General features: G+C 67.2%; 10 protein-coding genes and 2 pseudogenes. 4 read left to right on the forward strand and 8 right to left on the reverse strand.

All coding sequences use genetic code 11. The features are described 5' to 3' along the window. Window positions 1-97: 97 nt before the first annotated feature. The 3 genes and pseudogenes from DL544_RS17085 to DL544_RS17095 all read right to left on the reverse strand — a co-directional run bounded on the left by DL544_RS17085 (window position 98) and on the right by DL544_RS17095 (window position 2,928). A complete protein-coding gene (locus DL544_RS17085) occupies window positions 98-676 on the reverse strand; it encodes an LON peptidase substrate-binding domain-containing protein (protein WP_005419042.1) in 579 nt (192 codons plus the stop codon). Next, window positions 673-2,037: a UDP-N-acetylmuramate:L-alanyl-gamma-D-glutamyl-meso-diaminopimelate ligase gene (mpl, locus tag DL544_RS17090; RefSeq protein ID WP_005419043.1), complete on the reverse strand. Its 1,365-nt coding sequence runs from the start codon at window positions 2,035-2,037 to the stop codon at window positions 673-675. The genes DL544_RS17085 and mpl overlap by 4 nt, the downstream gene beginning before the upstream one ends. A 328-nt stretch (window positions 2,038-2,365) precedes the next feature. After that, window positions 2,366-2,928: pseudogene (locus DL544_RS17095) on the reverse strand (adenylate kinase). A 136-nt stretch (window positions 2,929-3,064) separates the two neighbouring features. Between DL544_RS17095 and DL544_RS17100 the strand changes: the two are divergent. Next, a complete protein-coding gene (locus DL544_RS17100) occupies window positions 3,065-4,321 on the forward strand; it encodes a 6-phosphofructokinase (protein WP_139727620.1) in 1,257 nt (418 codons plus the stop codon). Between the two features lie 117 nt (window positions 4,322-4,438). Continuing rightward, window positions 4,439-4,828: a DUF488 domain-containing protein gene (locus DL544_RS17105; protein WP_005419050.1), complete on the forward strand. Its 390-nt coding sequence runs from the start codon at window positions 4,439-4,441 to the stop codon at window positions 4,826-4,828. A 52-nt stretch (window positions 4,829-4,880) separates the two neighbouring features. Here DL544_RS17105 and DL544_RS17110 read toward each other — a convergent pair whose 3' ends face one another. Beyond that, window positions 4,881-5,384: a hypothetical protein gene (locus DL544_RS17110; protein WP_061480501.1), complete on the reverse strand. Its 504-nt coding sequence runs from the start codon at window positions 5,382-5,384 to the stop codon at window positions 4,881-4,883. A 308-nt stretch (window positions 5,385-5,692) separates the two neighbouring features. On the opposite strand from DL544_RS17110, the gene DL544_RS17115 reads away from it, so the two are divergent. Beyond that, window positions 5,693-7,720, forward strand: coding sequence for a sodium-translocating pyrophosphatase (locus tag DL544_RS17115; protein ID WP_065185342.1), 2,028 nt, complete (start codon window positions 5,693-5,695; stop codon window positions 7,718-7,720). A gap of 119 nt (window positions 7,721-7,839) precedes the next feature. On the opposite strand, the gene DL544_RS17120 is transcribed toward DL544_RS17115, so the two are convergent. Together DL544_RS17120 and DL544_RS17125 are read right to left on the reverse strand one after the other, a co-directional pair. Continuing rightward, window positions 7,840-8,283 carry a YbaN family protein gene (locus DL544_RS17120; protein WP_065185343.1) on the reverse strand — a complete coding sequence of 148 codons (444 nt, stop codon included), beginning with the start codon at window positions 8,281-8,283 and terminating at the stop codon, window positions 7,840-7,842. Window positions 8,284-8,314: 31 nt separating this feature from the next. Beyond that, on the reverse strand, window positions 8,315-8,902 hold the full coding sequence (locus DL544_RS17125) for a biliverdin-producing heme oxygenase (protein WP_065178357.1): 588 nt from the start codon (window positions 8,900-8,902) through the stop codon (window positions 8,315-8,317). 107 nt (window positions 8,903-9,009) lie between these two features. On the opposite strand from DL544_RS17125, the gene DL544_RS17130 reads away from it, so the two are divergent. Further along, a complete protein-coding gene (locus tag DL544_RS17130; RefSeq protein WP_065185344.1) occupies window positions 9,010-9,267 on the forward strand; it encodes a DUF2789 domain-containing protein in 258 nt (85 codons plus the stop codon). 93 nt (window positions 9,268-9,360) lie between these two features. Here the strand turns inward: DL544_RS17130 and DL544_RS17135 are convergent, their stop codons facing one another. Both DL544_RS17135 and DL544_RS17140 read right to left on the reverse strand, forming a co-directional pair. Next, window positions 9,361-12,279 (reverse strand): TonB-dependent receptor, encoded by a 2,919-nt coding sequence (locus DL544_RS17135; protein ID WP_139727622.1) that lies wholly within the window; start codon window positions 12,277-12,279, stop codon window positions 9,361-9,363. 252 nt (window positions 12,280-12,531) lie between these two features. Then, window positions 12,532-13,466: pseudogene (locus DL544_RS17140) on the reverse strand (FecR family protein). Between the last annotated feature and the right edge of the window lie 43 nt (window positions 13,467-13,509).

Consider the following 13,509-nt stretch of genomic DNA (forward strand, 5'->3'; position numbering starts at 1 on the left):
GTAGAGCCGAGCCCATGCTCGGCTGCTCTTCGCGGGATCCATCAAGCCGAGCATGGGCTCGGCTCTACAGCAGATCCACGCCCTACATGGATGGCTTCTACGGCATCCAGCCCAGCAGCTGCTGCAACCGCTGGTGCGGATCGTCCATCTGCAGCAGCTGAAGGCGCTGCTGCTCGCTCAGCGGCAGCAGCTCGGCCAGCCGCCAGCCGACCCAGCTGGCCTGGTCCAGCAGCGCCGGATTGGCCGGCGCATAGGCCTCGCCGGCCTGCTCGATGATGTGCCCCAGCACCGTGGCCAGCAGTGCATGCTGCGGCCGCAGTTCGTCATCGGGGTCTTCCTCGCACCAGCGCACGTCAGCCACCACCAGGCCGTTGTCGCGCACGCGGGTGCGCTCGACATGGAAGCGACGGGTACCGCGCAGGCGCAGCTGCAGCACGCCGTCGGCGCCGACATCGAAGTCTTCGATGCGTACCTGCACGCCAAAGGCGGCCGGTGTCGCCGGTGCGCCGACCTCCTCGCCCTCGAGGATCAGGCAGACGCCAAACCCCTCACCACTGCGGCCGCTGTCGCGGACCAGGTCCAGATAGCGCCGCTCGAACACGCGCAGGCCTACCGCTGCACCCGGTACCAGCGCGGTGTGCAGCGGGAACAGCGGCAGCGAGCCGTCGCCGCTCATCGGGCCTGCAGCGCGGCGAGGAAGCGGCGCGGGGCACCGTCGAAGCCACCGTTGGACATGAATACCACGTGGTCGCCGCTGCGCGCGCTGGCCTGCAGCTGCGCCAGCAATGCGTCGGTATCGGGCACCGCGTGGGCTTCGCCACGCACCGCGGCGATCACCGCCGCAGCATCCCAGGCCAGTTCCGGGCGATGCAGGAACACCACTTCATCGGCCAGCGCCAGCGAGGGAGCCAGCGCCTGCGCATGTGCGCCCAGCCGCATCGAGTTGCTGCGCGGCTCCATCGCGACCACGATGCGCGCATCACCCACCTTGGAACGCAGGCCCTCCAGCGTGGTGGCGATCGCAGTCGGATGGTGGGCGAAATCGTCGTAGACGGTGATGCCGTCATGGCTGCCGATCACTTCCATGCGGCGCTTGACGCTGCGGAAGCGTGCCAGCGCCGGAATAACCTGGGCAGGTGCCACGCCCACTGCATGCGCGGCGGCCAGCGCGGCCAATCCATTGAGCACGTTGTGGCGGCCCAGCAGCGACCACTGCACATCACCCAGCGCCTGCCCACGATGGTGCACGCGGAAGGCGCTGCCATCAGCGGCCAGCAGCTCGGCATGCCATTCCAGCGACGGATCGAATCCAAAGCGCTCGACCGGGGTCCAGCAGCCCATCGCCAGCACTTCGGCAAGGTACTGATCCTCGCCGTTGACGATCAGCCGCCCACGTGCGGGTACGGTACGCACCAGATGGTGGAACTGGCGCTGGATCGCGGCCACGTCCGGGAAGATGTCGGCGTGGTCGTACTCAAGGTTGTTGAGGATGGCCACCAGCGGCCGGTAGTGCACGAACTTGCTGCGCTTGTCGAAGAAGGCCGTGTCGTACTCATCGGCTTCGACCACGAACTCGCGCCCCTGGCCCAGGCGGGCGGAGACACCGAAATCCTCGGCGACACCGCCGATCAGGAAGCCCGGCGAGCGCCCTGCACTTTCCAGCAGCCAGGTGAGGATGGTGGTGGTGGTGGTCTTGCCGTGGGTACCGGCCACGGCAAGCGTGTCGCGGCCCGGCAGCACCTGCTCGGACAGCCACTGCGCGCCGGAGATATAGCGCTGGCCGGCATCGAGCACGGCTTCCACGGCGGCATTGCCGCGCGACAGCGCGTTGCCGATCACCACCTCGTCGGTACCGGCCGGCACGCTGTCGGCACGGTAGCCCTGGTCCAGTGTGATGCCCAGCTGTTCGAGCTGGGTCGACATCGGCGGGTAGATGGCCTGGTCGCTGCCGCTGACGGAATGCCCAAGTTCCCGCGCCAGGGCGGCCACGCCGCCCATGAAGGTGCCGGCAATTGCAAGGATATGTACGCTGCTCATGACCGAGGATTGTGACCGATGACGGCTGTATAGGGCCAATGTCCGCTATCGGGTAAGACAACCCCTACACGGGATGTGAGAAAACTCCAATCAGCTGTCAGGGAATTCCCGATAGCGATGTTCTGTGAACCCGGACACAATTCGAACTGCCAGCCGCAGTACCCGAACCGGTCCTACTCCCCAAGAGGCCATCCCCAAGGGAGCTCATGCTGCGGGGCCCTGAGCAAGCCCTTCGCTGGCGCCTATCAAACGACACAGGCCTGATCCTCGCGGACCAAGCCTGTGTTTTTTGCGCCTGAAGGACCGGACGCATGCCGGCCCCGCCGGATCAGGCCTTGATCGCTGCCAGGATGCGGGCTTCGATCTCGTCCAGCTCACCGACGCCATCGACGCGGGCCAGGGTGCCACGGCCGGCGTAGAAATCGACCACCGGGCGGTCTGGTCGTTGTAGACCTGCAGGCGCTGGCGCACCGCTTCCGGGTTGTCATCGGCGCGGCCCTGCTCCTTGGCGCGGCCGGCGATGCGGTCCACCAGCAGCTCGGTGGGCACATCCAGCTGCACCACCGCGTCCAGCGGCTGGCCGATCTTGGCCAGCAGGCCATCCATCGCATTGGCCTGGGCCACATTGCGCGGGTAGCCATCGAGGATGAAGCCCTTGGCGACATCAGCCTGGGTCAGGCGCGACTCCAGCATGCCCAGCAGGATGTCGTCCGACACCAGGTTGCCGGCATCCATCACCGTCTTGGCCTGCTTGCCCAGCTCCGTGCCGGCGGCGATTTCCGCGCGCAGCATGTCACCGGTCGAAATGTGGGCGATCCCCAGCTTTTCCTTCAGGCGCGTCGCCTGTGTCCCCTTGCCCGAACCGGGCGGTCCCAACAGAACCAATCGCATTGACCTGACTCCAACGTGTTGAAAACAAAGAAGGTTCGCGTCCCGGACGGTCCGGTATCGCTGCACCGCAATAGCGCCACTTTACCGCATCCGGGTAATGTCCCTGCAATGTCCCCTCCCCCGAGCAGGTAGAAGCATGCGCAACGGTACTCTCCTTTATGCCCAGTCCGGCGGTGTCACCGCCGTCATCAATGCCACGGCGGCAGCGGTGATCGAGCAGGCCCGGGCCAAGGGCATCAAGGTCCTGGCGGCCCGCAACGGCATCCTCGGCGCGCTGCGCGAGGACCTGATCGACACCAGCAGGGAGAGTGCCGCCGCGATCCGCGCCCTCGCCCATACCCCGGGCGGCGCCTTCGGCTCGTGCCGGGTCAAGCTGAAATCGCTGGATGCCGACCGCGCCCGCTATGACCGCCTGCTGGAGGTGCTGCAGGCCCACGACGTGCGCTGGTTCCTCTACAACGGCGGCAACGACTCGGCCGACACCGCACTGAAGGTCTCGCAGCTGGCCAAGGCCTCCGGCTACGACCTGACCTGTATCGGCGTGCCCAAGACCATCGACAACGACCTTGCCGTTACCGATACCTGCCCCGGCTTCGGGTCAGCGGCCAAGTACACCGCGGTCTCGGTGCGCGAAGCAGCACTGGACGTGGCGGCGATGGCCGAAACGTCCACCCGTGTCTTCATCTACGAAGCGATGGGCCGCCACGCCGGCTGGCTGGCCGCCGCCGCCGGGCTGGCCGGCAACGGTGATGACGAAGCGCCGCACATCATCCTGCTGCCCGAGCGCGCCTACGACGAGGCCACATTCCTGGCCAAGGTGAAAGCCGTGGTCGAGCGCGTCGGCTACTGCGTGGTGGTGGCGTCGGAAGGCATTGCAACCGCCGATGGCCGCTTCGTTGCCGATGCCGGCGGTGGCAAGGACTCGTTCGGTCATTCGCAGCTCGGCGGCGTGGCGGCGCACCTGGCCGGCCGGGTCAAGGATCAGCTGGGCCTGAAGGTGCACTGGGCACTGCCCGATTACCTGCAGCGCTCGGCCCGCCACCTGGCCAGCAGGACCGACTGGGAGCAGGCGCAGGCGGTGGGCAAGGCCGCGGTGCAGCTGGCACTGAAGGGCCAGAATGGCGTGATGCCGGTGATCGTGCGCAGCAGCGATGCGCCCTATCGCTGGAAGATCGAAGCGGCGCCGCTGTCGAAGATCGCCAACCACGAGAAGAAGATGCCGGCTGGTTTCATCCGCCGCGATGGCTTCGGCATCACGGCCAGGGCGCGCGCCTACCTGTCACCATTGATCAAGGGCGAAGCACCGCTTCCCTATGGCACCGATGGCCTGCCGAAGTACGTCACCCTGAAGAACGTAGCGGTGAAGCAGAAACTGCCGGCCTTCGAAGGCTGACCTGAAAAAGGGAACGGAGGGGATTAAGTCGCATACGCCCCTCTGTCATCTCCAACAGCATCAGCAGTGGGTCGGATACGACTTAATTCCCTCCGTCCCCTTTTCATGGAGATCATCATGGCACTGCGTGTTGTCCGACTCGGTACGCCGCGCCAACCCGGCGAGGGACTGCGCATCGGCACCGTTCGGCGCCCACCGCGCGGCGTGCCGCGCAGCGAGTTCGCCCGACAGGACTGGTACGACGTCTGGTTTCCTACGCTGTCACCCAGCGCGGAGCTGGTGAAGCGGGCACATGAGGCAACGACGGCGGCCGATTGGACCGCCTTCTTCCGCCATTACAAGGCCGAGATGAAGGCGCCCGATGCCGCCCACGCGCTGGACCTTCTGGCCGCGATGTCGCAACACAGCGACATCAGCGTGGGCTGCTACTGCGAGGATGAAGCGCACTGCCACCGCAGGGCATTGCGCGAGCTGCTGGTGGCGCGCGGGGCAATGCTGGCGGATTGATCAGCCGGATGTCGGCCGTGGATGACGGCACGGGTGCACCACCCACGCGACTTCAATTGCAGGCCTTGCCTTCCATCTGCAGCTGCGCGGCGAACATCGTCACCTGCGGAATCTGGCCGGCGGCGGCCTGCTTCTTCGCCTCCTCCAGGTAAATGCGCGATTGGCCCTGCCCGTCCAGCTCTACCTTGTGGCTCGACGGCAGGCGCCACACCCGCACCACCGCCTGCTGCGCCGGGCACGCGGCGTTGGGCACGCGGATCACATCATTGAGCTTCCAGCCCTTGTCGGCACTCGGCTGCGCCTTGGTGTAATCGACGAAGCGCGCGCGTGGCTGGCATTGCTCGCTGGTCCGGACGGCGGAGAAGCGATATGGCGCGGCGGCATCACCGGTGAACGCACCTTCCAGCCGCGCGCAGGCCTCGGGGATCTGCCGCAGCGTATGCACCGCGCCCACCGCCTGCGGCGCACCGACCGCACGCTGCAGTTCCGGCGTTTCCGCAGCGAAGGCCGGTGCGGCCGGGACCAGGGCGGCAAGCATCAACAGGGACAGGCGCATGGGGAATCTCCTACGGGGCTGTGCGCAGGCTTGCAGAGGCTGCCTTAACGGGGTGCAAAGGCCGTTGGCTCGCGAATCATGCCCAGGGCCCGACGGCATGCGCCGCGGCTCCGAGGAGCCGGTCGAGCATGGCTCGACTCTACAAGTGGCGGCACGCATACTGCGGGCACCAGGGAATGCTGAACACCGCCATACGTCGGACGACCGCCAAGGTCGGTACGGGTTGGTTCCAGGCTGCAGCCCGTCGTCCCCCTCGTGGTGCCGTTCATCGCCACTGGATGCCTACATCCATTCTGCGGAGGGGTCTAATGCTGGAACGTCACGGGCTGTCACTGGCGCTGGGCTGCGCCATTCTCGCGATCCTGTTCGGAATCGTCTCGGCGCGCTGGATCCTGCGCCAACCCACCGGCAATGCACGCATGATCGCGATCGCCACCGCGATCCAGGAAGGTGCGCGTGCCTATCTCAACCGCCAGTACCTGACCATCGGCATCGCCGGCGTGGTGCTGTTCGTGCTGGTCGGCATCTTCCTCAGCTGGTACACCGCGATTGGTTTTGCAGTCGGCGCGGTGCTGTCCGGCGCCGCCGGCTACATCGGCATGAACGTGTCGGTACGCGCCAACGTGCGTACCGCAGAGGCGGCGCGCAACGGCATCAGCGCGGCGATGGACGTCGCCTTCCGCGGCGGCGCGATCACCGGCATGCTGGTGGTCGGGCTGGGCCTGCTGGGCGTGGCCGGCTACTACGCACTGCTGCTGCGCATGGGCCTGCCGATGGAACAGGCGCTGCACGCGCTGGTCGGCCTGGCCTTCGGCTCCTCGCTGATCTCGATCTTCGCGCGCCTGGGCGGCGGCATCTTCACCAAGGGCGCCGACGTCGGTGCCGACCTGGTCGGCAAGGTCGAAGCCGGCATTCCCGAGGACGATCCGCGCAACCCGGCGGTGATCGCCGACAACGTCGGTGACAACGTCGGCGACTGCGCCGGCATGGCGGCCGACCTGTTCGAGACCTACGCGGTGACCGTCATCGCCACCATGCTGCTGGGCAGCCTGATGCTGGCCGAAGCCGGTGCCAACGCGGTGCTGTATCCGCTGGTACTGGGCGGCGTGTCGATCATCGCTTCGATCATCGGCGCGCTGTTCGTCAAGGTGAAGCCAGGCGGCTCGATCATGGGCGCGTTGTACAAGGGCGTGATCGTTTCCGGCGTGCTGGCCGCCATCGCCTTCTACCCGATCACCACCGGACTGATGTCCGACAACGTGCATGGACCGATGGCGCTGTATGGCTGCGCGCTGATCGGCCTGGTCCTGACCGGCCTGATCGTGTGGATCACCGAGTACTACACCGGCACCCAGTACAAGCCGGTGCAGCACGTGGCGCAGGCCTCGACCACCGGCCACGGCACCAACATCATCGCCGGACTCGGCATCTCGATGAAATCCACCGCGCTGCCTGTGGTGGCGGTGTGTGCGGCGATCTGGGGTGCGTTCGCGCTGGGCGGCCTGTACGGCATCGCCATTGCCGCAACCGCGATGCTGTCGATGGCAGGGATGATCGTCGCCCTCGATGCCTACGGCCCGATCACCGACAACGCCGGTGGCATCGCCGAAATGGCCGAGCTGCCTTCGGAGATCCGCGACATCACCGACCCGCTGGATGCGGTGGGCAACACCACCAAGGCCGTGACCAAGGGCTATGCGATCGGCTCGGCGGCGCTGGCGGCACTGGTGCTGTTCGCCGACTACACCCACAACCTGCAGGCAGCCAATCCCGGCCAGGAGTTCCGCTTCGATCTCAGCGACCACACGGTGATCATCGGCCTGTTGATCGGCGGCCTGATTCCCTACCTGTTCGGTGCGATGGCGATGGAAGCGGTCGGCCGCGCGGCGGGCGCAGTGGTGGAAGAAGTGCGCCGCCAGTTCCGCGAGATCCCCGGCATCATGCAGGGCACCGGCAAGCCGCAGTACGACAAGGCGGTGGACATGCTGACCCGCTCGGCGATCCGCGAAATGATCGTGCCCTCGCTGTTGCCGGTCGCCGTGCCGGTGGTGGTCGGCCTGCTGCTGGGGCCGCGCGCACTGGGCGGCCTGCTGATCGGCACGATCGTCACCGGCCTGTTCGTGGCCATCTCGATGACCACCGGCGGCGGCGCCTGGGACAACGCCAAGAAATACATCGAGGATGGCCACTTCGGTGGCAAGGGCAGCGAAGCGCACAAGGCTGCGGTGACCGGCGATACCGTCGGTGACCCGTACAAGGACACCGCCGGCCCGGCAATCAATCCGCTGATCAAGATCATCAACATCGTGGCGCTGCTGCTGGTGCCGCTGCTGTAGATCCACGCGACGCGTGGATGGCAGGCTCGACGGGGTCAGAACCCTTTCCGCAGGAAAGGGATCCGACCCCGATGGCGGTCACCGCCCGCGCAGGAAGAACCGCACGGGCACCATCACGTTCACCGGGTCGCCGGCCACCTCGGGCGGCGGCGGGCCGCGCGAGGATCGTTGGCGTCGTCCACTTCCACGACCGGATGGGGCTCCGGTCGCGGTGCCGGCCGGCTGAGCACGTAACCGGCGCTGGCGGCAAAGAACAGGCCCACGCCGAGCAACAGGCGCCACGACGGATGCGCGCCCCAGCAGAACAGGGCAAAGCCCGCCGCCATGCCTGCGCTGGCAAACGCCTTGCCCTTGCCCGACACGGCACCCTGCTCGCGCCACAGCCGCAGCGACGGGCCGTAGCGTGGATGCGCCAGCAGGCGCTGCTCGAACTTCGGCGAGCTGCGCGCGAAGCAGCCCACCGCGAGGATCAGGAAGATGGTGGTCGGCATGACTGGCAGCAATGCGCCGATCACCCCGAGGCCGACCATCAGCCAGCCCAGCGCGAACCAGAGCCAGCGCATCAGCGCTGCACCTGCGGGCGCGCGCCGCCCATCAGGCGAATTCCACTTCGACGTGGCGGTACACGCTGCGGAACGCAGCGTCGGCTGCATCGATCACCTGCTGGTCCTGCTCGGCACTCAGCGGCACCGCGTCCAGCACAGCGGTGAACTCGCGCCAGTGGCGCGCTGCGCCATCGGGATGGGCGGCCAAGTGGCGGGCGCCGAAATCACGGTGCAGGCCGAGCCTGGCCGCCATCTTGTACAGAAGGGTGCCACCGAGATTGGAGCCTTCGGCCACGTACAGCCAACCCAACGCAGTCGGCAGCGCGAGGTCCGAGGGCAGCGCGTCGATGTCCGCGCCAGGCAGGGCCTGCTCCAGGTCCTGCAGGTCGCGCGCGACCTGTGTCAGGCGCCGGCGCTCTCCAAGATCGGGCAGCAATTCGCCCAGGGCAGGGTTGGCATACAGCGCATCGATGCTGCGGTGGAAGCGATACTGCACGCGCAGGAAACGGGCGAAGTTGCTGCGGTCGGCGAAGATGTCACCGGCCATGATGCGCTTGTCCAGCGCAACGTGGCTGTCGCGGGTGGCGGCCTTGAGCCGCAGGCTGCGGCTGTCTTCGGGAGCGATGTGTGCGTTCATGGGGGAATGCCAGGAGGGTCGTCCTGCTGTAGACGTCTGCCGCGGGGCTTTCCCCAAGGCCGTCTACACCGATAATGGGCCATCCCCTTGTCCATCCGGAACCGACGATGATCACCACCGAACCGCGCATGACCAACCTGTTCCTGCAGCTGGGCCTGGACGCCAGCGCCGAAGGCATCGCCCGCTTCATCCGCGAGCACCAGCTGGCCACCGACGTCGAAGTCGTCGAGGCGCCCTACTGGAACGATGCCCAGCGCCAGTTCCTGGCCGAGTCGCTGCAGGCCGATGCGGCATGGACCACCGTGGTGGACGAGTTGAACGAGTCGCTGCACGAAGATGCGGTGAAGGCGTCGACCGGGCTGTAAGCAGACGCCGGGCGTGACCAGACGCTGGCGATTGCACGGCAGAAGCGGTGCGGACCGAGGTCCGCACCCACCAAAGGCCCTCTGCGCTGGCGGTCAGTACGTCCAGGTCAACGCCAACCGCGCGGTGCGGCCCGGTGCCGGCATCACGCCCAGGGCCAGCGGGTCCAGGTAGTAACGGTCGGTCAGGTTGTCGACGCCGGCTTCCACCGACAGCTGGTCGTTGAAGCTCCAGCTGGCGAACAGGTCGACCAAGGTGTTCGGCCGGTACAGCTGCTGGATCGCCGACAGGCCCACGTTCCAGTCCTTGTCCAACTTGCTGATCGGGCCAGCGTTGTGGACCATGCGGGCGCCGAAGGTCAGGCGCTCGTCGAACAGGCGCGAGCCCAGGATCAGGTTGACTGTGTAGCGCGGCGGGTTCTGGGTGTTGGTGTACGAGCCCTCGAAGCCACCGTCCACGCAGTTGGATGTATTGGCCAGCTCGTCGTTCCTGCGCTGCGCACCATAGGCACGACGCTCGGCGGCGATGTCCGGCGCGCAGGTCTTGGCCTTGACATAGTAATGCGCGGACAGGTCGGCGAAGACCTTGCCGCTGTCATAGCTGGACTGGAATTCCATGCCCGAGACCTTGAACTGATCGACGTTGCGGATCAGGCCGGCCGAAAGCGTGCGGTAGTCACGGGTGATCAGGTCGTCGATGCGGGTATCGAAGTACGCCAGCTTCAGCGCCAGGCGGTCGCCAGCGGTAAACAGGTCGTAGCGGAGGGTGCTGGCACCGATTTCCCAGCTGCGCGCGCGCTCCGGCTTCAGCTCACCGACCGGCTTGGCAGCGGTGAACAGGCCCAGCGTGGTCTCGAACAGGCTCGGCAGCTTGGTGCCTTCGGCGTACTTCACGTAGACCAGGGTGTCTTCGCTGAAACGGTAGGCCACGCTGGCGGTCGGCGAGAACGCGGTGTCGCGACGGCGGATCGGCTGCGACCAGCTCCAGCTGACCGGCACTTCCAGATCCTGCGGCTTGCCGGCGTCGTAGAAGTTCCAGCCGGCGATGTCGCCCACCGTACCCTTCTTGTACCGCGAGGCCAGCAGCGAGGCCTGGGTGAAGTTGCCGTTGGCATCCGGATACCAGTTCAGCAACGCGATGCGCTTGGCGCGCCACGAGGGCAGTGCCGGGTTGCCGTTGAGCAGCTCGGTGTAGCGGTACTGGCCCTGCACCTCGTAGGCATCGGGCGTGGCCAGCCGGTTGCGGTCGTGCACGTCCACCCGGTTCCAGCGGCCACCGGCCAGCAGCTCCCAGTGTTCGTCGGGCTGCCACTTCAGCGCGGCCACGGCGCTGTATTCCTTGCGCTCGGCATTACGCAGGAAGCGGTTGTTGACCAGGTCATCGTGCATGATCGGGCCCGAGCTGCCCGGGGCGATGTCTTCGTCGCTGTAGGACAGGCCGTAGTCGAGCGTGAACGCACCGGCGCGGGTGTCGAACCTGGAGGTATTGCTGGCATCCAGGCCGAAGCGCTTCTGCCGCAACGGATTGCGGTAGGCATCCTTGTAACCGGGATCGCCACTGAAGCTGGGTGCGTCATACCACTCTGTGCGGCGGTCGAAGTACCACGGGGTGATGCCGGTCAGGCTGTTGTACATCACGCTGTCGGTGTCGGTGTACGCAGCGTTGACGCGCAGGTCGATCAGCCCGCTGTCCGGATTGAAGCGATAGCGCAGGGTGTAGCTGTCCATGTCGACGTGGCCCGGGTCCCACTGCGGGATGCGGTCACGGTCGACGCGGATGATCTGCGAGGCCATGATCTCGCCGGCCGTGCCTTCATAGCGGCGGTAGCCGGCTTCCAGGCTCTGCGTGTCATCGATGCGCCAGGTGCCCTTGAGCAGCGCCGACTTCGAACGCGAGGAGGTATTGAACACTTCGGTACGCGGCGGATTCAGCGGCGCCAGCGTGCGCCGCGTCTGCGGGAAATCATCGTAGCCATGCTTGCCGGAGAAGTAGTTGCCGTTGTCCCGGTACGCGTAGGCCGCAACCAGGTCGAAGCGGTCCCAGTGACCGGCACCGGCCACGTTGAAGAACTGGCTGCCGGTAGCGCTGCGATCGCTGCGCGGCGCCGCACTGTATGATGGCAGGTTGTTGGCACTGCCATTGGTCAGGCCACCGCGCACGCGCACGCCGAAGTCGCGGCCCTCGCGCAGCACGTCACCGATCTTCAACGTCTCCATCTCGACCACGCCGCCGATGCCACCGGACGCGTTGGCCTGCAGGCTCGGGCCCTTGGTGATGGTCAAGCTGGAGATCAGGTCGGGGTCGAGGTAGGTGCGCTGTGACTGGCCCGCATAGCCGCGGTAGGTGTCCATGCTGGACTGGCCACCGTCGATGATCACCGGTACGCGGCCCTGGCCCTGGATGCCACGGATGTTGACGTCGAAGCCGTTGCCCACGCGCGGATCACCGGCGGTGACAGCGGCCACCCCCTTGACGATGTCACCGTTGGAGGTGCCGCGGAAACGCTCCAGATGCGTGCGGTCGAGCGTGGTGGTCGAACCCACGCTGCGATAGCTGTCGAGCAGGCGCGCTTCGTCGTTGTTCGCACCGCTGTCGACGCGGTCGCCGGCCACACTCAGCGTGTCGGTGACGATCACACCGCTATCGGCCGGCACCGGCGTTGCTGCCCCCAGAGTGGCCGCATCGGCGCTGACCCGGCGCACCGCCACGCCACTGCCCTGCAGCAGGCGCTGCAACGCCTGGTCGGCCGACAGGCTGCCGCTGACCGCGTGGGAGGTTACGCCGTGTGCCAGCGATGCGGGGTACACCACCTGCACGCCGGATTGGCGCATGTAGCTGCGCAGGGCCTCATCCAGCGGTTGTGCAGGAATATCAAAGCGCAGTACGGCCGCGTGCTCGCTGCGGGCGCTCTGCGCCAGTGCGGGTGGCGTCGTACTGACCAGCCCGGCGGCAAGCAACGCAATGCACAGACGGGACGGGCGCAGTACGCGGCCCGAGCGGTGGGAGTCGAACATGGAAGAACCTGTCAGGTAATCGGTGCCGCGAACGCGGCGTCATCCGCAACACGGGCGGACACGGCGACGTACGTGGCGACGGCGGGTACGTTCGCCGGGTAAGACGGCTGGGCGCGCGACAACCCCAAGAGCGATTTGCGGTCGCGGGGATGCCGACGGGCGCGGTGGGTGCCGACCGTTGGTCGGCCGGTGGTAGCGGTGGGTGCCGACCGATGGTCGGCACAGGGACGCTCATCCACGCGTGGCGTGGATCTACTGCACGATGGCGACGCCGAATGGAAGACGAGTAACCTGAAGACCTGCCGTTGCCGCCAGCGCATCCAGCGCCTGTTCCGGGCGGTCGATGCGCAACGCAGCACTCACTGCAGGCAGACGTGACAGATCACCGCGCACGAAGGTCGGCCCCGCGCGATAGCGCCCCACCCACTGCACCGCATCGGCGACGCTGGCCTGCTCCAGCAGCAGCTCGCCCTGGCGCCAGGCGCCGACGCTGTCGGCGGTCACGTCAGCCCGTCGCATGACCCCGCCACGTTCAGTGTAGACGGCGCGCTGCCCCTGCTGCAGGTAGGTCCAGCCACCGTCGGCCGGGCTGGCCACGCGCACCCTGCCCTGCCCAACCTGGGTTTCCACCCCCTCGTCTCCACGCGCCACGGTGAACGCGGTCGAGATGTCCTCGACCAGGCCATTGCCGGCGCGCACGCTGAAACGCCGCTGTGCATCCGGGCTTACCTCGAACCAGGCGCGCCCGCGCAGCAGCTCGACCTCGCGGGCGTCCGCATCGAAGCGCACGGCAATCGCACTGTCCGCATCCAGCACCGCCCGACTGCCATCGGGCAGCCGCACGTGCTGCACCTGATGCGTGCTGCGATGATCGGACTGCAGGCGCAGCCACGCCTCCGGCCATGCCACCAGCATCGCCAGCATTGCCGCCACAGCCATCGCCCAGCGCAGTCGATGCGGCCCACGCCATCGGCTGGCCCCGGCGGCCTGTGGGCGCGGCCCGACACTGCGCCACAACGCGCGCTCGTGTTCGAAGGCCCTGCGGTGCCCCGGCTGTTGCAGCCAGTGCTCGAACGCCTGCATGCGTGCATCGCTGATGTCACCGAGGCCAGCCACGCGATCCAGTCCCGGGCTTGTTCGGCCAGGGCATCGTCATTGGCGGCGGGCTGCATGTTCGGCGGGCTCATCGGCTGGCGGACAGGCGCATTCAAGCGCAGGCGGGGAACTAGA

The organism is Stenotrophomonas sp. pho, assembly GCF_006228405.1.
Classification (GTDB): domain Bacteria; phylum Pseudomonadota; class Gammaproteobacteria; order Xanthomonadales; family Xanthomonadaceae; genus Stenotrophomonas; species Stenotrophomonas sepilia.